The organism is Rhodococcus sp. IC4_135, from assembly GCF_011602025.1.
Lineage (GTDB): Bacteria > Actinomycetota > Actinomycetes > Mycobacteriales > Mycobacteriaceae > Rhodococcus_F > Rhodococcus_F baikonurensis.
The window spans coordinates 1-19802 of sequence record NZ_JAAOLG010000020.1 but is presented as its reverse complement, the minus strand read 5'-3'; the positions used below and the strand labels follow the sequence as shown (position 1 = coordinate 19802).

Annotated in this window: 21 protein-coding genes and 2 pseudogenes; 17 read left to right on the top strand and 6 right to left on the bottom strand. The window is 61.8% G+C overall.

What is annotated here, in order from left to right; all coding sequences use genetic code 11:
- Nucleotides 1–99 precede the first annotated feature (99 nt).
- The gene (locus G8767_RS26195; protein ID WP_095972800.1) at nt 100–531 is read left to right on the top strand and encodes a MarR family transcriptional regulator; all 432 of its coding nucleotides are present in this window, start codon (nt 100–102) and stop codon (nt 529–531) included.
- Between the two features lie 54 nt (nt 532–585).
- On the opposite strand, the gene G8767_RS26190 is transcribed toward G8767_RS26195, so the two are convergent.
- Nucleotides 586–1278: an alpha/beta hydrolase gene (locus G8767_RS26190; protein WP_166812690.1), complete on the bottom strand. Its 693-nt coding sequence runs from the start codon at nt 1276–1278 to the stop codon at nt 586–588.
- 176 nt (nt 1279–1454) lie between these two features.
- On the opposite strand from G8767_RS26190, the gene G8767_RS26185 reads away from it, so the two are divergent.
- Nucleotides 1455–2363: an AraC family transcriptional regulator gene (locus G8767_RS26185; protein WP_166812688.1), complete on the top strand. Its 909-nt coding sequence runs from the start codon at nt 1455–1457 to the stop codon at nt 2361–2363.
- Between the two features lie 2 nt (nt 2364–2365).
- On the opposite strand, the gene G8767_RS26180 is transcribed toward G8767_RS26185, so the two are convergent.
- Nucleotides 2366–3094: a YdcF family protein gene (locus tag G8767_RS26180; protein ID WP_166812686.1), complete on the bottom strand. Its 729-nt coding sequence runs from the start codon at nt 3092–3094 to the stop codon at nt 2366–2368.
- 266 nt (nt 3095–3360) lie between these two features.
- The gene (locus G8767_RS26175; protein WP_166812684.1) at nt 3361–4644 is read right to left on the bottom strand and encodes a PucR family transcriptional regulator; all 1284 of its coding nucleotides are present in this window, start codon (nt 4642–4644) and stop codon (nt 3361–3363) included.
- Nucleotides 4645–4780: 136 nt separating this feature from the next.
- On the opposite strand from G8767_RS26175, the gene G8767_RS26170 reads away from it, so the two are divergent.
- Nucleotides 4781–5656 carry an SGNH/GDSL hydrolase family protein gene (locus tag G8767_RS26170; RefSeq protein ID WP_166812682.1) on the top strand — a complete coding sequence of 292 codons (876 nt, stop codon included), beginning with the start codon at nt 4781–4783 and terminating at the stop codon, nt 5654–5656.
- A gap of 50 nt (nt 5657–5706) precedes the next feature.
- Nucleotides 5707–7083: an MFS transporter gene (locus G8767_RS26165; protein ID WP_095972805.1), complete on the top strand. Its 1377-nt coding sequence runs from the start codon at nt 5707–5709 to the stop codon at nt 7081–7083.
- A 50-nt stretch (nt 7084–7133) separates the two neighbouring features.
- On the opposite strand, the gene G8767_RS26160 is transcribed toward G8767_RS26165, so the two are convergent.
- From G8767_RS26160 to G8767_RS26150, 3 genes are all read right to left on the bottom strand, one after another.
- On the bottom strand, nt 7134–8384 hold the full coding sequence (locus G8767_RS26160; protein ID WP_240952824.1) for a Tat pathway signal protein: 1251 nt from the start codon (nt 8382–8384) through the stop codon (nt 7134–7136).
- Nucleotides 8385–8389: 5 nt separating this feature from the next.
- Nucleotides 8390–9715 carry a lipase family protein gene (locus G8767_RS26155; RefSeq protein WP_166812678.1) on the bottom strand — a complete coding sequence of 442 codons (1326 nt, stop codon included), beginning with the start codon at nt 9713–9715 and terminating at the stop codon, nt 8390–8392.
- A gap of 235 nt (nt 9716–9950) precedes the next feature.
- Entirely contained in the window at nt 9951–10139 is a 189-nt protein-coding gene (locus G8767_RS26150; RefSeq protein WP_166812676.1) for a hypothetical protein, read from the bottom strand.
- A 58-nt stretch (nt 10140–10197) separates the two neighbouring features.
- Between G8767_RS26150 and G8767_RS26145 the strand changes: the two genes are divergently transcribed.
- From G8767_RS26145 to G8767_RS26090, 13 genes and pseudogenes are all read left to right on the top strand, one after another.
- On the top strand, nt 10198–10389 hold the full coding sequence (locus G8767_RS26145) for a hypothetical protein (RefSeq protein WP_143538729.1): 192 nt from the start codon (nt 10198–10200) through the stop codon (nt 10387–10389).
- A gap of 219 nt (nt 10390–10608) precedes the next feature.
- Nucleotides 10609–10974, top strand: a pseudogene (locus G8767_RS36395) (transglycosylase family protein); the annotation flags it as partial.
- 54 nt (nt 10975–11028) lie between these two features.
- The gene (locus G8767_RS35580; protein ID WP_206029814.1) at nt 11029–11586 is read left to right on the top strand and encodes a M23 family metallopeptidase; all 558 of its coding nucleotides are present in this window, start codon (nt 11029–11031) and stop codon (nt 11584–11586) included.
- Between the two features lie 153 nt (nt 11587–11739).
- Nucleotides 11740–12405 carry a signal peptidase I gene (gene lepB / locus G8767_RS26135; protein ID WP_240952831.1) on the top strand — a complete coding sequence of 222 codons (666 nt, stop codon included), beginning with the start codon at nt 11740–11742 and terminating at the stop codon, nt 12403–12405.
- 106 nt (nt 12406–12511) lie between these two features.
- Nucleotides 12512–12865 (top strand): VOC family protein, encoded by a 354-nt coding sequence (locus G8767_RS26130; protein WP_124568083.1) that lies wholly within the window; start codon nt 12512–12514, stop codon nt 12863–12865.
- Between the two features lie 53 nt (nt 12866–12918).
- Nucleotides 12919–13968 (top strand): saccharopine dehydrogenase, encoded by a 1050-nt coding sequence (locus G8767_RS26125; RefSeq protein WP_095972812.1) that lies wholly within the window; start codon nt 12919–12921, stop codon nt 13966–13968.
- On the top strand, nt 13965–14549 hold the full coding sequence (locus tag G8767_RS26120; protein ID WP_095972813.1) for a TetR/AcrR family transcriptional regulator: 585 nt from the start codon (nt 13965–13967) through the stop codon (nt 14547–14549). The genes G8767_RS26125 and G8767_RS26120 overlap by 4 nt, the downstream gene beginning before the upstream one ends.
- A 21-nt stretch (nt 14550–14570) precedes the next feature.
- Entirely contained in the window at nt 14571–15197 is a 627-nt protein-coding gene (locus tag G8767_RS26115; protein ID WP_095972814.1) for an SMI1/KNR4 family protein, read from the top strand.
- Nucleotides 15194–16294 (top strand): galactose-1-phosphate uridylyltransferase, encoded by a 1101-nt coding sequence (gene galT / locus G8767_RS26110; protein ID WP_166812786.1) that lies wholly within the window; start codon nt 15194–15196, stop codon nt 16292–16294. Before G8767_RS26115 ends, galT begins: the two co-directional genes overlap by 4 nt.
- A complete protein-coding gene (galK, locus tag G8767_RS26105; protein WP_166812670.1) occupies nt 16294–17424 on the top strand; it encodes a galactokinase in 1131 nt (376 codons plus the stop codon). The genes galT and galK overlap by 1 nt, the downstream gene beginning before the upstream one ends.
- Before the next feature lie 118 nt (nt 17425–17542).
- Complete coding sequence (locus tag G8767_RS26100) at nt 17543–17992, top strand: Rrf2 family transcriptional regulator (RefSeq protein WP_042446409.1); 450 nt, start codon at nt 17543–17545, stop codon at nt 17990–17992.
- A gap of 31 nt (nt 17993–18023) precedes the next feature.
- Entirely contained in the window at nt 18024–19217 is a 1194-nt protein-coding gene (locus tag G8767_RS26095) for a globin domain-containing protein (RefSeq protein ID WP_166812668.1), read from the top strand.
- 92 nt (nt 19218–19309) lie between these two features.
- Nucleotides 19310–19690: pseudogene (locus tag G8767_RS26090) on the top strand (LysE family translocator); the annotation flags it as partial.
- Between the last annotated feature and the right edge of the window lie 112 nt (nt 19691–19802).

Here is a 19802-nt window from a genome sequence, read left to right as displayed (position 1 = left end):
AACGTACCGTTCGCTCAGCGCAAGTCCACCGAATTCACACACCCTCCAGTTCTGGTTTGATGAACATCGGAACAAATTGCACCAAGGGGAGGAAAACCTGTGGTTTCAGATCCGATCACCGGCCTGGAGATGGAACTTACCGACATGTGGCAGAAGGGACGTGCGCGCTCGCGAGACGATGCGCGGGCGATTCATCCCAAACTCGACCCCGCTCTGTACCACGTTCTGGTGCTCCTGAGCCGGTCCGACGCCGTTCGGATGGCAGACCTGATCTCGATACTCAACATCGAGAAGTCGACGCTGACCAGGCAGATCGATGCGGCGGCCAGACTTGGTCTGGTCGAACGCATCCCCGATCCCGACGATGCCCGCGCAAAGTTGGTCGCGCTGACGCCCGAAGCACGAACGAAGCTCACGACTTACCGCAACCAGCAAATCGACCGTTGGCGTGCTCGCTTGGCCAAATGGGACACCGACGACGTCATCACGCTGACCGCTCTCCTGCGTCGCCTCGCTCAGGCCAAAGACTGACACCGGAACAGTCGCGCAGAACGGCCGACTCGAATGGCCGGACGCATTACCCCGTCACGACACTTGTGCCGCAGCACGCAGAATCAACTGGGTTACCTCGTGCGGGTGTGACGCCAACGATGCATGACCCGCGTCGAGTTCCTCGATCTCGCGCGCACCGATGCGCTCTGCCATCCAACGCTCGGTCTCGGGAGGAATCATTCGGTCCTGCCCGGAAACCTGATACCAACTCGGCTTCCCACGCCACGCCGGCGGCCCTGATGGATCCGAGAAGCACTGACCCGCAATGGGTTTCTGCGTCAGCGCCATGACCAATGCCTCGGTATCGTCGAGGTCCTGACTGAAACTCTCCTGAAACTTGTCCGGGGTGATCCACAGGAAGCCCTCGGCGTCCGGCGCAATGTTCGCCGCTCCCGCAGGCTGATCAGCGCGAGCGAAGATGCTCCCCAGACTGTCCCCCTCGTCCGGTGCAAAGGCAGCGATATACACCAGTCCCACAACATTTTCCGCATGACCCGCGCCTGTGATCACCGCACCGCCGTACGAATGCCCGACCAGTAGCGTCGGGCCGTCCATCGATTCGGCCAACTTCCTGGTGCGGTCCACGTCGGCGGCCAGCGAAGTGAGTGGATTCTGAACCGCGATCACCCGATGCCCGGCGTTATGGAGAGTCGGTATGACGTGACGCCAATGAGAACCGTCTCCCCACGCTCCATGCACCAGAACGATGTTTACCTTCTCTGCCATGACCAACTCCTTCAGATACGCAGTGGGAACGAGCACTCCGACAATCGGCAAGCCTCCGAAAACTCGCCTTGCCTGTTACCCACGTTAAGGGGATCCTGGATCAATAACCATGACCAGATTGCCAAGTTTTTATGCAGAAACACCGAAATGTTCGAGACCTCCGGAGTGACCGACCCATGACGACGACATCCTCACAGCGGTACGTACCCACCACCGACGAGACCCGAACCCGGGACACCCTCTCGCATGTTCTCGAAGTCGTTCACCTTCGCGGCGATCAGATTCATCGCTGCGTCCACAGTGAGAACTTCACCGTGGAGGTGCCGGCGGGAGTACGAGCACTTCACATCGCCGAGCGCGGTGACATAGTGATCAGAACCCACGGAAAGGAACCGATCGAACTCGGTCCAGGGGAACTCGTACTGTTACCCCATGGGCACGCACATACGATCGAGAATGCGGTTCCGGTCCTCCCGAGAACCGAAACACGGTGGCTTTTCGGAACTTTCACACTCGACGACGTTGCGGCTCAGCGACTGCTCTCGGTTCTACCGGACTTCGTCGAACTGCGTCCGACGCAGTCGCCCCCGGTCGAGTGGCTGGAGGTGAGCAGTCGCCTGTTGAGTGAGGAGGTGAACGATCCGAGACCTGGTTCCTCCGTGATGGTTTCCCGAATTCTCGACCTTCTCTTCGTCCAGATACTCAGAGCGTGGGCACGGGCGGACGGCTCGAACGGCGGATGGCTGACCGCCGCAATGGACCCACGAATCGGGCAGGCGCTCGAGGCCGTCCACAACGACCCCTCTCGCAACTGGAGCATCGACGAATTGGCGACACTGTCCACGCTGTCGAGATCGTCTTTCGCGGAGCGATTCTCGCGACTGGTCGGTCAGACGCCCGGCGCTTACATCACCGAACGCCGACTCGACCGCGCGGCCGAACTACTCGTGCAAACTACCGAGCCGGTCGGAACCATTGCGGTAACTGTCGGCTACGAATCCGATGCCGCGTTCAGCCGCGCCTTCCGTCGACGATTCGACGCCTCGCCGTTGAACTGGCGAAAATCCAACTTCCACAATCACTGACGTCAGGTCGCAGCGATTACACCGGCGACCGGAATCCGGCCGAGAACCGCAACGCGGAAATCCACCATCGCACGTTCCACGTGATTGGCGCTCGAGACCACAACCACGCCGGTCGCGCCTCGATCGGCGAGAATCCGCGCAGAGTTGAGCGCGTTCTCCACCGTCGACCACGACGTTCCTTCTTCGGTGATCCGGCCCGGGTCGACGCCGTTGGCAACCAGCCACTCACGCATCGCCCTGGCTTCGGTCACTCCGGCCTTCGGAGCCCCACCGCTCGTGATGATCGGAGATTGCGGGTACTGACGAGCCAGCTGCAATGCCGCCTGAAGTCGGTCGACCAGCATGGGACGCATCGTGCCGTCATCGAAGAGGCCGGCACCCAAGACGACGATGTTGGTGCCCACCGGGTTGAGGTCGAGCAGGACAGGCGACTGGCGCGTCAGCGTCTCAGCGCTCGTGCAGGCAAGAATGAGGGACCGCACCGGTGTTTGGCACCCACCCACCGTCGACAAGATTCCGTTGACGACCGTTGTCGGTGTGATGTCGGCGCTCGCCGTCGCCGGCGAAAGACCCACCCCAGCTGCGGCGATTACCGAAGCCGCGATCAAACCCTTCGTCACAGACCTGCGAACATTTGCCATGTAGCCGAACCCCCAGATTGTCGATTGTCCAGCCCACGGTAACGAATATTTGGCCGCGATTGCATCATTTGACTCAAATTTACTGTTCACTGACCGTCACACAGACTAAACATAAATATTGGGCAACAATTCGGATTCGAAACCGTCATCTACCAGCATCTCGAATCGACGCGCCCGCCTCATTACCTATCTGAGCAGCAGCGTCACCGAGAAGGTCGACAACGCTGAACGGCAACAATTGGTTGTCCCAGATCACGATGTTGCATCCAGGTGTTCCTGGTCGCCCGATCCCCCTGGCCATGTCTCCCGGCCGGATCTCCAGCCCTCCGGCTCGTTCACCGAGAACCACAGACGCGTCATGTTCGGGAAGCGTCCGCCTCGATGCCGATTGCGCGGCGCGCTCCCAGCGCCATGGTGACGCGCACGAGATCCTTCGGCGACGACAGGTCAAGTCCCGTCAGGGAACTCGCCTTCCGCAGGCGGTACACCACTGTGTTCGGATGTACGTGTAGCTGCCGGGCGGTGGCGGCTCGATCGAATCCGGAGTCGATGAAAGATTCGAGCGTCTCGAGTACCGCACTATCAGACTCCAACGGCAACAACACATCTGCCAGTATCGGTAGAGCAGCGCTGGGCCGCGTCAGTTGGTACTCGACTGCAAGATCTTCGAGACGGACTACGCCACTGGTGCGTCCGTACTTTCGGGCGACGTTCAGCACCTCGCGCGCCTGAGTCACGGCTGCAGGAACTGCGACCGGTGCGGCGATATGTACGGCGGCCACTGTGGACGCACCGATCACCTTTTCGAGATCCCCCAACCGTCGACACAGCGTCAGATACTGCGGGCTCGACGCCCAGTTTCCCTCTGCAGGTTCCGATTCCACGATAGGGATCAGCACGGCTCCGCCACTGCTCCCGAGCACTCCGAGGGCTTTGTCCCGCCCCACCTGATCCAGTTCGCGTTGCAGGTGGCGCACCTTTCTCCGCTCCGCGACGGCAGTATCCACCTCGGTCGAGGACTCGTCGTCGTTCCGCTCGACGTGCAGCGCCACCACCCAGTACAGGCGCGCCAACCTGATCCCCACCTCGTCGGAGACTCGATCCACATCGACACCCGTCGAAAGTGCTACGAACAGCGACCTTCGCGCCGAATCCTCGTCCGTCTGGGTAGCGTGGTCGGAACCGTAGCCGGCCAGAACCGCGGACGTGGAGGCCGCGGTGTATGCATTCAAGAGTCGTCCGGTGCGCGCAAGTGCAACACCGTCTTCCGGAACCGCCCATTCGCTGATCGTCTCCCACCACAACCCTGCGGCCAGGTGATATGCGCGCAGCACCTCACCGAGCGGAACCAATTCCTGCGCCCGTTGACGAGCCGATTCACTGATGTCGGCGAGCAACTCGGGCGCCAGATCTGCGCCCGTCCGGAGCATCGAGATGAACAGTTCCAGGTTTCGCCTCACGATAGTGGTGACGTCGTTACGCAACGCCTCGTCCGGGAGCAACCGGTAGAAGGTGACGTCGCGGTGAACCAGGTCGACCGTCGCCATGACCAGCGGATGGGTGCGTTGCGCCAAGCGATCGGCCAGAGATCTGCCGCCAACCAATATCGGCTCGAACGGCAGTTCTTTGTTCTTAGACACAAAACCCTCCACAGAATTGAATTGCCATCACAAGGCCGACCTGCCTTTTTCCTATCACTATGTAACCCACGCCACTCTCGAATTCACAATCGGTGGCGTAACTGGAAGTCTCACTTTCGACCAATAGGAGCCTCGAGTGACGTTGAAGACGCGCAGCGCAGCCATTCTGGCAGGCGTCGTCGCTGCCGGTTCGATCGCCGCCATCGGGACCGGTGTGTCGAGCGCCGAGACGTCGGACAGTGTTGTCCAGTACGTCGCACTCGGCGATTCCGCAGCGGCCGGCCCACTGGTAAACGCACAGGACTCGTCGTCGCCGGGCTGCCTACGATCACTCGACAACTACCCTTCCGTAGTGGCGCAAAGACTCGGCGCTCAACTCACGGACGTGACCTGCTCGTCGGCGCGATCCGCCAACACCACGGACACCGCACAACCGACGTTCTCCGGTCAAGTACCGCCGCAGGCAACAGCATTGGGTCCTGACACCGACCTCGTCACCATCACCGTCGGCGCCAACGACATCTCGTTGTTCCCGACAGTTCTCAGCTGTGTCAATCCACTTCCCGAACCCACCGGAACTTCCTGCCGTGACAAGTTCACCGCGGGTGGCGTAGATCAGCAGCGACACATGATCGAAAATGTCTCCGCGGGTTGGGGTTCCATGATCGAATCGGTTCGCGACCGTGCGCCATCGGCACGCATCGTCGTGATCGGATACGGGACATACATCGCCACCGGCGGATGCCCCGGCACCCAACCGTTCTGGCCGCGTGACGCCGACTATCTCCAGAGTGTGATCGACTACGGCAACACTGTCATGGCAGCGACCGCTGCCCGTCACGACGTCGAGTACATCGACATCACCGAAGCCACTGCCGGACATGACATCTGCACGGATCCGGCAACCGCGTTCTACACCGGAATGGTCCCGACCCAGCCGGCGGTTCCACTGCATCCCACCGCAGCCGGAATGCAAGCCATCGGCAACGCCGTCGCCGACGCTCTGTCCTGAGCCCTCCCCAGCACAATTCATTCAGCACTCGCGAAAAGGGTGGAACAACCATGTCAATTCAACGAGACGCTCCACCGCTGCCGTCCGTCGACGGCGCCCCCGTCGGAACCCGTGACAAACTGCTCGGCGGCACACTCGTCGCACTGTTTCTCGCAAACATGCTCAACTTCTTCGATCGGGCGATCCCCTCGGTCGTCGCCGAGCCGATCAAGAACGAGTTCTCGCTCAGCGACCTGCAATTGGGATTGATCACCTCTGCCTTCACCCTCGTCTACGCGATCGCCGGGCTGCCGCTGGGCCGGTTGGCCGACACGAAGAACCGGCCCAAGATCATCGGCATCGGCCTCCTGGTGTGGAGCGGCCTGACGGCAGCAACCGGTGCAGCCGGCAGCTACGTGCTGTTCATCCTTGCGCGTCTGGGTGTCGGCGTCGGCGAAGCGACGTTCACACCTGCGGCAAACTCCATGATCGGCGATATGTACCCGGCGGAACGACGCTCGCGTGCTCTCGGCGTCTTCATGCTCGGCTTGCCGATCGGTCTGATGCTCGCGTACTTCACCGTCGGCAAGATCGCAGAGGCCTTCGACAGCTGGCGGGCACCGTTCTTCCTCGCCGCGATTCCCGGTGTCCTTCTGGCAGTTGTCCTCTACCGCATGGCAGATCCGGTTCGTGGTGGTTCCGAAAGTCCGGAGGCCCGCGCAGCCGCTGTTTCACAGGCACCGATCACGCGACCGATCCGTCGCCTGCTTGCAATTCCCACGCTCCGCTGGCTCATCCTTGCCGGACTGACCTTCAACTTCGCTGCCTACGCGGTCAATTCGTTCGTCGTCCCGCTTCTGATGCGCCAGTACCACCTGAAACTGACTGCTGCAGCGTCGGTCACCGGCATCATCGTCGGTATCACCGGCCTGATCGGATTGGTTCTCGGCGCCAAGTACGCAGACAAGGCCAGCGCACGCTCACCGCGGGCACGCTTGATGATCGGCGTGGGAACCTCGGCATTGGCAGCGCCTTTGACGGCGTTGGCACTTCTGCAACACGGCGGGAGCGTCGTGATGTTCACGCTCTTGTTCTCGGCCGGTTGGCTTCTGGCCTACGGCTTCTACATCAGCGTCTACCCTGCAATTCACGACGTCGTGGTTCCCAGGCTTCGCGGCACTGCGACGGCGCTGTTCTTCGCTGCCATGTATCTTCTCGGCGGATTCTCGGGACCTGTTGCTGTAGGCGCGATTTCGGACTGGTTCGCCAAGCGTGCGCTTGCCGACGCCGGTACCGGAAAATTGACTCAGTACGCCGGCGACGGGCTGAACTCGGCAATGTATCTCGTGCCGATCATGTTGGCACTCACCGCGGTATTCATCTACCTGGCCACGCGCACCGTCGGCAAGGACTCCGCGCGCATGCAAGCAGAACTGAGCCAGGCCTGATCAACTAGCTCACGGCGGTGGCGGGGCTTCCCGAAGCCCCGCCACCGAAGTCAGTTCACCGTGATCGCAAGAGTCGACAGCACGGACCGCAGCATGTCCGGCAAGCGAGCGATCATTCGCTGCTCGGTAATCCGAACGGACACCGGCGCCGCCAGCGTCGATCGCCACAGTTCCGGCTGATTCTTCATCAGGTTGTTGTAGACCGGGAGCAACTGATCGTTGATGTAGGTCCAACGACCGCCCCGGTCAGCCCAGTTGAAGTCCGGAAGCGGTGTTTTCACAACGGCATTGCCCACCGCGAACGAGAGTGAGTTCGATTCACGCGGCGGCACGACGCCCGGCATGGACGGTGATGCGGCGAAGGTGGTCAGGTAAGTCAACGAGCGACCGACGGTGCCACGGTAGGCCTTTGCCTCGTCCCACTGATCACCCACCGACTGGTACTGCTCCCGCCGCAGCAGACGCACGTTGCCGTCGAACACGGCCTCCGGTGTCCCCGAAGCGATGTTGGTCCACGCGGTACGGGCATTCTCGTCGAGCAGCCCCGCACGATCGAGTTCGGCAATGCCGTCGACGCCGTCGTGAACCCACGCCATGTGCATCGGAATCAGATCCGAGAAGATGTGTTTGCTCATCGCGATCACCTTGCCCTGGAACCACATCACGTCCTCGGGACGAATCTCGTGGCCGACCTGGAGGAGCGCCGCGATGTCCTCGGGCGCTCCCATCGACGTCGTGATCGGCGATCCGACGCGGTCGACCTCTCGCCACACCAGTGCCATCGCTTCGCTGATCGCCTGGACTTCCAACACCACTCGCCCGTAGTCCAAGTCGAGCAGGCCACCGGCGAAAGCGGGCCCGACCATTCCGCCCATACCTGCCCACTGCAGTTCTCGATGCTCGAGTTGGAGTCGCTCGTAGAACTGGAAAGTGTTGGTCAGGTTTCCGAGATTCGCGTGTACCCCGTCGAACGGCGTCCACGACGCGAGATCGATACCTGCGGATTCAGTTCCCACTGCGAGCCAGTACTGCTTGAGGAGGGTCTGATAGCGGTACGGGTCTACACCCGACGCTCGGGCAGCATCGACCAGACTCCGCAGCGTCGCGGAATCCGACGGGAGTAGCGGATGCAGACCGCCCGCTGCTTCGGCGTTTGCGTTCACTGCTTCGAGGTCGAGGTACCTGTCCAGGTCACCAGTGCCCGCGGACGCCCGGCTTCCCAGTACGACCGCACCTCCGATACCTGCCGAAGCGACGAGAACTGCGCGCGCAAAATCCCTGCGCGTCAGAGACTTCCGCATGCTCATCACCCTTCGGCTTCGTCGAAGGTCTTTGCCAACCAGGCAATGTCCTGCATACCCAACTGATCGGTCACCGTCTTGTAGAGATTGGTCACGTAATCGAGCGGCCCGCACTGCGAGGGGATCAGGTCCACATCTGCACCGCCTGTGCGATACGTCTGCGCCAATTGTTCTGCCTCGCTGAAGGGGACGAGAAAATCGTCCTCACAGGAGGAGATCAGAAGCTTGGAAGCCGGCGCCTGCTTTCCCAACGTGTTGTCCGCGTACGCCGCCGCCAGGGCCGGGATCGTTCGGGGAGCCGGGTTGGTGAGCAGGACGTCGAAGGGAACGAACGGGAGCCCGAGGTACAGCGCCTGGCACGAAGCGCGGAAGGCGCCGGCCACGTTGTGCCCGATCGGAGTGAGGTGATCATCGAGACGGATGTCGGGGTAACCCGCGTCGAATCCGAGAATGCTCGAGAAGACGAATCCCGAACCGATCCCTCCGGCCGCCGTCTCCTCGAACGTCGCCGGATCGATCATCATCGCCTGGATGGCACTGGCCTGGACGTTCAGTTCCGGCGCGTAGTCGTGCGCCTGTTCTGCGGCAAAACCTGCTGCGACACCGCCTCCGGCGACGCCGTAGATACCCACAGGTGTATCAGATTCGAGGCCGGCTTCAGGAAGCGCGAGCGCTGCCCGCACACCGTCGAGCGTCGCCTTGCCCGAGAACTGTCCGATCGAGAACGGGTGAGGAGCCGTGTCGCCGTCGTTGCCGACGTCGCTCATCATCACTGCCCAGCCGTGACCGAACATCTGCGCCACCGGGCCGAGCGCCGAGAACATCGCGGGGTCGCTCTGGTTTCCACCGGTCCACTGATGACTGGGCGCGCAGTTCGCGCCCAGGCTGTCGTTCGCCTCGGCGTATCCGATGATCTTGCGTTCACCTGGTGCAGTACCGTCCTCGGGGATCATCAGAATCCCGGTGCTGATCACCTGCCGACCGAAATGATCAGTGGTTGTGTACATGAGCTGGTGAGCCGAAACGACGTCCGGGCGGACCTGGTAAACCTGAACGCTCACCGGACGCGTCTTGAGAAGAGTCCCTGGGGCGGTGCCGGGCTCGATTTCAGGCTCGTCGAACCACGGATCGTCGGACGAGAGCCCGATTGGAGTCAATTCGGTCGAGATGTCGGCGCCCTGAAGTGCCTTCACGACCAACGGGTTGAACACGTCGGCCAGGTCGACGGTCTCCTGCGCACCAGCCGGCGACCCCACCGCAAACAAGGCCACTGCCAGGGCCGATGCCGTTCCGGCGCGCCATGACCACCGTCGCCACGTCGAGTCAAACATCGTTCACGGGTTCCTTACTTTCGGGTAATGAGCACCCCTACACTCCCATTCACCTGCATTAACAGACAAGTCGGGCACCGATCCCTTGGCTGAATACCTCGATCGGGCACAGGCTGACGGCACCTGTTCGGCAAGTCTGCTGTGAGTGTTTCGGCTCGAACCATTGATCGCACCCGGCTGGTTCGACGGCCACCCGCTATGTCGTCGCGACGGCCGTGCTGACAATGCGCCCTGGTCACCACGCACCCTTGTCGACAGACGGCGAAAGACAGGCGGCGTACGAGACGCTGCCTTCGGCGTCCACTACGGCAAGAGAATGCCCTCCTGCAGTATCCAACTCTCCGGATACCGCAGGAGGGCTCATCCCCGGGCGCAGAACGCGACCCTTGGGGCGCGACACATCTCCCTCAAAAGGGTGCGCCATTCGTTCAATGTGGCGCCGGCGTGCCGCAAGCTCGGGGATCGACAGCGATCCTGTTTCGGTGTTGCTTCAGCATGGCAACCTGCGCTCGGCTGCACACGGGCCGAATGGCCTGTTCGGCTACCTGTATCCGCCCGGTATCGAATCGCCGACGACCGGGACACGGCAGCCAGTTGCCTTCAAGCGGCACCAATCGGCGCCGACTGCGTCGGTGGTCGTACTGCGTCGGTATCCGTACTGCGTCGGTCCGTAAAACAGGTATGCCACCGGGCCATTGAGCCGTTGTCGGCGATCGCGAAGAGCGGCCAATCTTGCCATGCCTCGAAATCATGACGTCGAAGCCAGGACCTTCACACACCGTCCGCCTCAATCACATTTCAGCACTGACGATTTCGCGAAACGCGTTGCGCAACACACCAGCCGCACGTCGAACCGCAATCGCTGTCCGTCAGACCGATCAAGGAAAACAATCATGGGAAATCACCGGAGAAACAATCGTTCTCACACCGCACGGTTCGTCACGATAGCCGCGGGAGCAGGCGCTCTCACAGTTGCCGGCGCAATCGTCGACACGGGCGTAGCCAGCGCACACGATTGGTCACAAGTGGCCATGTGCGAGAGTTCCGGAGACTGGAACATCAACACCGGCAACGGCTTCTACGGAGGGCTCCAGTTCACACAGTCGACGTGGGACGCATACAAACCGGAGGGTGCACCGGCTCGCGCCGACATGGCGTCGGTTGCCGATCAAGTCGCGGCTGCGGAGACAACCCTCTCAGCTCAGGGCATCGGTGCATGGCCGGTGTGTGGCGCCTACCTCGGCTGGGGTGGCACCACCCCGGATTCGTCCACTCGGACTCCATCGACCGAAGAGTCCGCCGAGGCTCTCCAGATGGCACCGGCGGCACCGCAGGCCGACAACATATGCAGGTGGGAATGGCCGGTCGACGGGATCATCTCCCAGGGATTCCATCCTGGGCACGACGGTACGGATTTCGCGGTCGATGTGGGGACCGTGCTCCATGCCCCGACCTCGGGCTCGATCTCAGTTGCCGGACCGTACGATCCCGGCGGATACGGAACTTACATCCAGCTGGAAGCGAACACCGGCGAACAGATCCAGATGGGACACCTCTCCGAAACCTGGGTGAGCGAAGGCGATCATGTCGAGGTCGGTGACAAGATCGGCGCTACGGGCAACACCGGGAGTTCGACCGGCCCGCATCTTCATCTCCGCATCCACAACAACGACGCTGTCGATCCTGTCGGCTTCCTGAAATCGGCGGGAGCATGCGATACAGCAGCGGGCGACGCGGTGACCGTGTCCGCGGGCGATACGTTGTCCAACCTGGCCTCTGCGAAAGGTTTTCGTTGGCAGGATGTTTGGGCTGCTAATGCCTGGATCGCCGATCCCGACCGGATATTCGTGGGGGATGTGATCAAATTCTGAAGCATGGCCGACTACAGGTAGTCGCACGAACCGAGAAGGTGCGTATCGGGTCGGCGACTGGTGGCGGCATCTATTGTCGGAAGTGTGACGGAATCCGACGCCCACGAAGGCTCGACTGAATCGACGACGGCTGCTCATCCGAGAAAACGTCCACTGTGGCGTGAGATTCTCATTCTCGTTGTCGTCGCCCTGGTTCTGAGTGTCGTCATTCAGAACTTCGTCGGACGCATATTTCTGATCCCGTCCGAGTCCATGGAACCGACGCTGCACGGATGCACCGGATGCACGGGCGACAAGATCCTCGTCGACAGGATCAGCTATCGATTCGGGGATCCGCAGCCGGGGGATGTAATCGTGTTCAAAGGGCCCGAATCCTGGAACGACGAGTATCGATCCATTCGATCCGACAATTCGGTGGTTCGAGCGTTTCAGGGACTCGGGTCCGTCGTCGGCTTGGTCCCCCCGGACGAAAACGACCTCGTGAAGCGGGTTGTCGCGGTCGGAGGCCAAACCGTACAGTGTCTGTCCGAGGAAGAGGGGCTCAGAGTGAACGGCGAGCCGCTGACGGAGCCGTACATCGACAATCGCATCTCGGGCAACGGAATCCCTTGTCAGGGAAGATATTTCGGCCCGGTCACCGTTCCCGACGGGAACCTGTGGGTAATGGGCGACAACCGCGCCCATTCGAAGGATTCACGTTTCCATCTCGATGACGAACACAGTGGAACGGTGCCGATCGACAATGTCATCGGCAAGGTTCAACTGGTCGTCCTCCCCTTCTCACGGTGGGGAACTGTGAGCTCGTTCGATCCGCAGTGACAGATCGAATCAACCAGGTAGCCCGCATCTTCGGACTACACAGTCGACACGACTCCGCATTCGGACGATCATCGAGCACATCTGTTGCCGAAGGTAGGAGAACCACATGCGTACACGACGCATCACCGCCAATCTCAAAGTCGCCGATGTCGGAACCGCCAGTAGCTTCTACTCCGACTATCTCGGCCTGAGCACCGAAGAGTTCAACTTGGGATGGGTCGCTCGCTACACCTCCCCCGACACCGGGGCGCACGTACAGCTCGTCACGCACGACGCCACTGCGGCCGAGGACTCGGTCATCTCCGTCCACACGGATGACGTCGACGGCGCCTACGAAGAGGCGCGAAAGCTCGGCTACGAAATCGTGCACCCCATCACGACCGAAGAGTGGGGTGTTCGCCGATTCCTCGTCCGGGCACCCGACGGCAACGTCGTCAACATCGTGCGACACCGGGACTGAGCACTCGAAAACGCCATTCGACGTTTTAGGTCATTTGACCTAGAGTTGAGTGCATGACCGATTCATTGCAGTACTCAGCCGACGGCCCGATCCTCGTGGCCGGCGGATACGGAACCGTGGGCAGCGCTCTGACCGCCCTGCTCGCCGCAGACTTCCCGCTGCTCCTCACCGGGCGCACCCCCGAGCGCGGCAACGAACTGGCTCGCCGTCACGGCGCCTCCGTTCGTCGTTGGGACCTCCTCGACCCGACGCCCTTCGACGCGTCGGTACGCGCGGTCGTGTCGACGGTCAACGATCCCCACGATCGTGTGTTGTCCGCCGCCGTCGAGGCCGGAATTCCCTACGTGGACATCACCCGCTGGACATCCCGCGTCGCTCGCGCCGCCACTCTGGCCGGCCAGATGTCGCCGAAGGCACCGGTGTACCTCTCGTCCGGATGGATGGGCGGCGTCACCAACATCGTCACCGCAGCATTGGCCGAGGAACTCGGTGGCGCAACCACCGTCGACGTCTCGATTCGCTACGACGTCAACGATATTGCCGGGCTCGACTCCGTCGACTTCATCGATCGCCTCGGCCAGGATTTCGAGGTGATGCAGAACGGCAACCCGATCACCGTCAGCCCGTTGACCGATACACGCTGGATCGACTTTCCCGGTTCGCGTACCAAGGTCGGAAGAATCGACACTCCGGAACAATTCACATTTCCCATGACATTGGGAACCGAAACTGCCAGTACTCGAATCGGTTTCAGTTCGAATGCATCCACCACCGCCCTACTTGCCGCCAAGAAGGTGGGCCTGTTTCGTTGGGGTCGCGGCGACCGCTTCACGCCCCTACGACGTGGACTCCTGTACTCGCCCGGCAAGGGCGGGAGTGCGCAAGTACGCATCGACGTCACCGGTCCGAGGGGCACGACGAGCGCAACGATCGTAGATCCGCAGGGACAAGCTCACCTCACCGCGGTGGGCGGCGCGCTCGCCGTCAGACGCGCCTCGAGCGGCGATGCTCGGCCGGGAGTTGCTTTCCCCGAGTCGCTTCCGAACCCGCGCAGCACCGTCTCCGAGTTGGAGAACTTCGGGGTGGCAGTATTGCGGGCATGACCCCCTCCAAGGGTGCCGCCCGCGCGGCAGCACTTCTCGACGCAGCAGAACAGGTCCTCACCACGCAGGGCAATGCCAACTCGGCAATGCGCGATTTCGCAGCCGCGGCCGGCGTGCGGGTGGGGCACCTGCAGCATTACTACCCCACCCGCGCAGATCTGATACGCGCAGTGATGTCACGTGCATTGACCCGTTCACTGGATCGCCTTGCCGTCGTCACCGATACGGATCAGAGCTTGTCCCGCGAGGAATCCGAACACTTCATCGCAGTCCTGCTCGGAGAACAGGACGACGAGGCAACAGTGCGCTTGTACGTCGAAGTATGGGCGATTGCTGCGGCAGACGAGGAAGTGGCTGTGGTGGTTCGAGACTTCTACGCGCAGTACATCGCACACGTGGAGCGCGCTGTTGCGTGTGCACAACCGGATCTGGATGCGGTGGACCTCAGCGCAACGGCCCAGACCATCGTGAGCCTGCTCGAGGGTTCCGCCGTTCTCCGCTCGGGAATCACCGGCCGAAAGTCCGAGGCTTCGGACCGAAAGCTGGTGAACACGCTCCAGTACCTGATTCACGGGTCCTGACTCGGACGTATCGTAAAGCCCATGAGCGTTGCAAACGAATGGAGCCGAATCGAAGCGTGGTGCCGTACACACGCACCGGTGACGGCTGCAGCGTTTCAACCAGGACTCGGTGACGCCGTCGTCGAGGAATTCGAAGCCTCGACCGGCGTCACGTGGCCCCAGGAACTTCGCGACCTGTACCGGGTGCACAACGGCAGCCTGACCCACGACGACCGGACGGGACTCTTCCTCGGCAGCGTGCTCCCCGACAAGTTCTTCTACCCCATCGACGTCGCAACCGAAGTTCGTCTCACTCTCCTCGAAACGTGGGACGAGACGATCTACGAGAATCCCGACCTCTATGCCGAGGACGAGATGGATCGACACGATCGACGCGACGCAGGCACTGCCGCAACCATGTTCATCCCTTCGTTCATTCCCTTTGCCGGACTGGACGAGTACCACTACTTCGTGGACACGCGCAGCGGCGCACTCCATCATTGTGTGACGGAGTACGCGTCGGACGCCACCGACAACGGCGGGCCGATCTGGGCGTCCATCTCGGTCATGCTGGCCGCCCATGCCGCTGCGTTGGAGACAGGGTCCACGATCGGAGTCTGGAAACCCGTCGTCAGCAAGGGTGTTCTGGAATGGGAAGTCGACGCATGACGTCGGAGCGGAACCCGACCCGCCGCTCCCTTGCCGACGGGCGTCAGATCTTCTACTTCGACGACGCCGGCCGTACCCGCGACCACACTGCGCGAGATACCCGCGAACTGCCGACACTCGACCACTCGTCTCGAATGAGGTACGACGTGCTCACCGGCGAGTGGATCACCGTGGCCTCCCATCGCATGACACGGACCCATCTCCCCTCCACTGCCGAATGCCCGTTGTGCCCGACCAACGAAACACGCACGCCTACAGAAATACCCGACGCGAACTACGACGTCGCGGTGTTCGAGAATCGGTTTCCGAGCTTTGCGTCGGCACCGCAGGATGGCGCCCCCAACACCGGAGACGGCCCGGGGGATCGCCCAGCCCTCGGCCACTGCGAAGTGATGTGTTTCTCGAGCGATCACACGGCGTCCGTCGCCGAACTTCCGCTCGAACGCATGCGCACGATTGTGGGTGCCTGGATTTCTCGGACCGAAGAGTTGTCAGCGGATCCGGTTGTGGAACAAGTCTTCTGCTTCGAGAACCGCGGCGAAGAAATCGGGGTAACACTCACCCACCCGCACGGACAGATCTACGCGTACCCGTATGTCACGCCACGCACCCGATCGATGCTGACGCAAGCGGACAAACACTTCGAGCGCACCGGGCGCTCACTACTGGCCGATGTTCTGGCGTCCGAGCGCGAGGACGGAACCCGGTTGATCTACGACGGCGATCACTGGAGCGCCTACGTCCCGATCGCCGCACGATGGCCCATCGAGATCCACCTGGCACCGCATCGCGACATCCCGGACCTTCCCTCGCTGAACGACGAAGAGCGCGAGGAACTTGCGGTCGTTTACCAAGATCTCCTGCGCCGTGTCGATCGCTTCTATCCGGGCATCGACCGGGTACCGTACATCGCTGCCTGGCACCAAGCTCCCGTCCGCATCGACCGACCTCTGAGTCGACTGCATCTTCAGCTGTTCTCGATCTTGCGCGCGCCGGGCAAACTCAAATACCTCGCCGGGTCCGAGTCCGCCATGGGCGCCTGGGTGAACGACGCCATTCCCGAGGCAGTGGCGGCCCGACTACGGGAGTTGAAATAGTGGATGCCGTCTCGAAAGAATCCGTGCTCCAACAGTTCATCGACGCCTGCGGGTATCCGGCAACCGGAGTTTGGGCGGCACCTGGTCGAGTCAACCTTATCGGTGAACACACGGACTACAACGGTGGATTGTGCCTTCCGGTCGCTCTCGAGCAGCGAACACTGGTTGCTGTCGCACTGCGCAGCGACGGCGTCGTCCGCGTGCACAGCCGGCAATCCGACGAGACATACACCGGGTCCATCGGCGACATCGCAGCAGGATGGGCCGCCTACCCAACAGCCGTTCTGTGGTCTCTTGCGCTCGAAGGCCTCCCACTCGGAGGAATCGATCTGGCAGTCGACTCGTCGGTACCCGTCGGAGCCGGGCTCTCGAGTTCCGCTGCCCTCACCTGCTCGGTCGCGTTGGCCGTCAACGAACTTCACGATTCACCGTTCAACCGTGACCAGCTCGTGCAAGCTTGTATCCGAGCCGAGAACGAGGGCGTCGGGGCACCGACCGGCGGCATGGATCAAACAATTGCCCTCTTTGCTCAGCCGTCGACCGCGCTCCTGCTGGACTGCCAGGACGGGTCCACCGAACCCATCCCGTTCGACCTCCACGGTGCGGGTTTCGAACTGATCGTCGTCGATACTCGGGTCAAGCACTCGCTCGCGGACGGGCAGTACGGGTTACGACGCTCTCAATGTCTCGATGCAGCTACAGCTCTCGGCGTCGACAGTTTGCGAGAGGCTACTGCAAACCAGGCCGAGGCAGTGCGAGACCCGATCCTCCGAGCGCGGGCACGGCACGTGGTGACCGAGATCGAACGAACCCGAAGGGTCGCAGAACTCCTACGCAGCAACAGATTCAGTGACATCGGAGAGCTGCTCGACAACTCTCACGCTTCATTGCGTGACGACTTCGAGGTCTCGTGCGAAGAACTCGATGTCGCCGTTGCCGCAGCACGACGCGGGGGTGCGATCGGCGCACGGATGACCGGCGGCGGCTTCGGAGGCTCGGCCATCGCGTTGGTTCCGGAAGGAAGCAGTGCGGAGGTCATCGCGTCGGTGAGCCGCGAGTTTGCGGCGCGGCAGTGGCGAGCACCCCACTTTCTCAGCGCAACTGCCGGAGGTTCGGCCATCCGATTGTGAGCGAACGGTACGTTCGGCGCACTGAGGGCGCCAAACGTACCGTTCGCTCCGGTTGGGGCCCTCGAGATCCCCCTCACATAAATAGTCATCTCAGATGCGAATTATGTAGGTTCAGATCATGCAACTGACGCAGTTCACCGATCTGGGATTGCGCGTCGTCATGCGGTTGGCCGTACTCGACGCGGATGCCTCCCCCAGCACTCGGGATGTTGCGCAGCAGCTCAACGTGTCGTACTCCCATGCCACCAAAGTGGTTACACGGCTCGGCGAGTTGGGCATCGTCACCACCAGGCGCGGCCGCGGCGGCGGACTTTCCATCACCGAACTCGGCCGCACCGCCACCATCGGCTGGCTGGCCAGACGCCTCGAAGGCCCGGGTGAAGTCGTCGACTGCGAAGGCGACAAACCGTGCCCACTGCGCGGTGGTTGCCTCCTTCGGAGTGCATTGCGTGACGCTCAGGAAGCGTTTTTCGTCTCGCTCGACGCCGTCACGATCGAGGACGTCATCCGACAGCCGTCCAAAACTGTTCTGCTTCGCCTCACCACTCGTAGCGACGAAGCAGGCTGATCAACCGAATCTCGACCGAACGGAGCAGCTCATGCTTTCCCCACAGTCAACCGAGGTCATTCGCGCCACACTCCCCGTGGTCGGCGCCGCCATCGGCGATATCACAACCCTGTTCTACCGCAAGATGTTCGACGCACATCCCGAACTCGAACGCGACCTGTTCAATCGCGGCAATCAGAAGCAGGGCGAACAGCAGAAAGCACTCGCGGGCGCTATCGCGGCATTCGCTACGCTGCAGCTCGAACCCGACAGCGCCAAGGTCGATCTCATCCTTTCGCGTATCGCTCACAAGCATGCGTCGTTGGGAATCACCCCCGATCAGTACGCGATCGTTCACGAACACCTCTTCGCCGCGATCGTCGAAATACTCGGAGATGCAGTCACTCCCGAAGTCGCCGCAGCCTGGGACGAGGTCTACTGGTTGATGGCGGAAACCCTCATCACGATGGAACGGGGTCTCTACCAGCTCGCCGGTGTCGAGACCGGCGACGTGTGGCGAACGGTCAGAGTCAGCGAGCGCGTCCTTCAATCCGCCGACACTGTCTCCCTGACACTCTCCTCGGTCGACGGCAGCGCTCTACCCACCTTCGCTCCCGGACAGTATCTTTCGGTCGGTGTCGTCCTTCCGGACGGCGCCCGCCAAATCCGTCAGTACAGCCTGTGTTCGATACCGAGTAGCGCGGACTGGCGGATCAGTGTGAAGCGAATCTCGGGCACTCCCGACGGTGAAGTGTCGAACTTCCTCTACAACAACGTATTCGAAGGACAAGAACTCTCCGTCACCACCCCGTTCGGTGATCTCACCATGCCTGACGACGACTCGCCACTGCTACTCGCATCGGCCGGAATCGGTTGCACACCGATGATCGGCATGCTCAACCATCTTGCCGATACCGGCGCACAGCGTTCCGTCTCCGTCATTCATGCTGATCGATCCATCGCAGATCATGCTCACCGAGCAGAACTCAGCACGCTCGTCGACAAAATTCCCGCAGCAACCCTGCACCGCTGGTACGAGGACCTCGGCACGCATGTGCCCTTCGGATCGGTTCACGAAGGCCGAGCCGATCTGCGTGACATCACCGTGGAGCCGGACACCCAGGCGTTCCTCTGCGGGCCGATGCCGTTCATGTTGGCGATGCGCGCATCGTTGCTCGAACGCGATGTCCCGGCGCAGAATATCCACTACGAGGTCTTCGGTCCCGACAGCTGGGCCAATACCTGAGCGGACCACTGTCTGCGAACTGGACCTTGGCCTGCCACGGCAACCCCTTGTGTACTCGACGGAACATCCAGATCGAGAAGTGGGAGACCGACATGATCACGTCAGCGTCGATGACGGGAGTCGCGCTGATCGCCCTGGCGATGGTCCTGACACCGGGCCCCAACATGATTTACCTGGTGTCCCGCAGCATCAGCCAGGGCCGCCGGGCAGGTTTGATCTCGCTCGCCGGAGTCGCAACCGGTTTCCTGGTCTACCTCGCCGCCACGTGTGCCGGGCTGACGGCGGTTCTCTTCGCCGTACCCACGGTGTTCACCGCGGTGAAAATCGGCGGCGCCCTGTATCTGGCCTATCTCGCCTGGTCGACGCTCCGACCAGGCGGGAAGTCCGCCTTCGAGGTAGGCGCCGTCGACCGCCACGGCAGCGGTCGACTGTTCGGGATGGGTCTGACCACGAATCTGCTCAATCCCAAGATTGAGACGAATTGCCTGCGTAACGGGATCGCACCAAATCGGCCTCGCTAAGGGAACGAAGGTCGCCTAAACGGTAACCAGAAGATCACACTTCGGTAATGGCCAACTATGAACC

Coding starts and splice junctions, on each gene's coding strand:
- G8767_RS26160 (WP_240952824.1), bottom strand. CDS start 8,384: ATGCGGAAGTCTCTGACGCGCAGGGATTTTGCGCGCGCAGTTCTCGTC.
- G8767_RS26100 (WP_042446409.1), top strand. CDS start 17,543: ATGCAACTGACGCAGTTCACCGATCTGGGATTGCGCGTCGTCATGCGG.
- G8767_RS26165 (WP_095972805.1), top strand. CDS start 5,707: ATGTCAATTCAACGAGACGCTCCACCGCTGCCGTCCGTCGACGGCGCC.
- G8767_RS26120 (WP_095972813.1), top strand. CDS start 13,965: ATGACCCCCTCCAAGGGTGCCGCCCGCGCGGCAGCACTTCTCGACGCA.
- G8767_RS26115 (WP_095972814.1), top strand. CDS start 14,571: ATGAGCGTTGCAAACGAATGGAGCCGAATCGAAGCGTGGTGCCGTACA.
- G8767_RS26150 (WP_166812676.1), bottom strand. CDS start 10,139: ATGGCGCACCCTTTTGAGGGAGATGTGTCGCGCCCCAAGGGTCGCGTT.
- G8767_RS26190 (WP_166812690.1), bottom strand. CDS start 1,278: ATGGCAGAGAAGGTAAACATCGTTCTGGTGCATGGAGCGTGGGGAGAC.
- G8767_RS26130 (WP_124568083.1), top strand. CDS start 12,512: ATGCGTACACGACGCATCACCGCCAATCTCAAAGTCGCCGATGTCGGA.
- G8767_RS26095 (WP_166812668.1), top strand. CDS start 18,024: ATGCTTTCCCCACAGTCAACCGAGGTCATTCGCGCCACACTCCCCGTG.
- G8767_RS26185 (WP_166812688.1), top strand. CDS start 1,455: ATGACGACGACATCCTCACAGCGGTACGTACCCACCACCGACGAGACC.
- G8767_RS26155 (WP_166812678.1), bottom strand. CDS start 9,715: ATGTTTGACTCGACGTGGCGACGGTGGTCATGGCGCGCCGGAACGGCA.
- G8767_RS26125 (WP_095972812.1), top strand. CDS start 12,919: ATGACCGATTCATTGCAGTACTCAGCCGACGGCCCGATCCTCGTGGCC.
- galT (WP_166812786.1), top strand. CDS start 15,194: ATGACGTCGGAGCGGAACCCGACCCGCCGCTCCCTTGCCGACGGGCGT.
- G8767_RS35580 (WP_206029814.1), top strand. CDS start 11,029: ATGGCACCGGCGGCACCGCAGGCCGACAACATATGCAGGTGGGAATGG.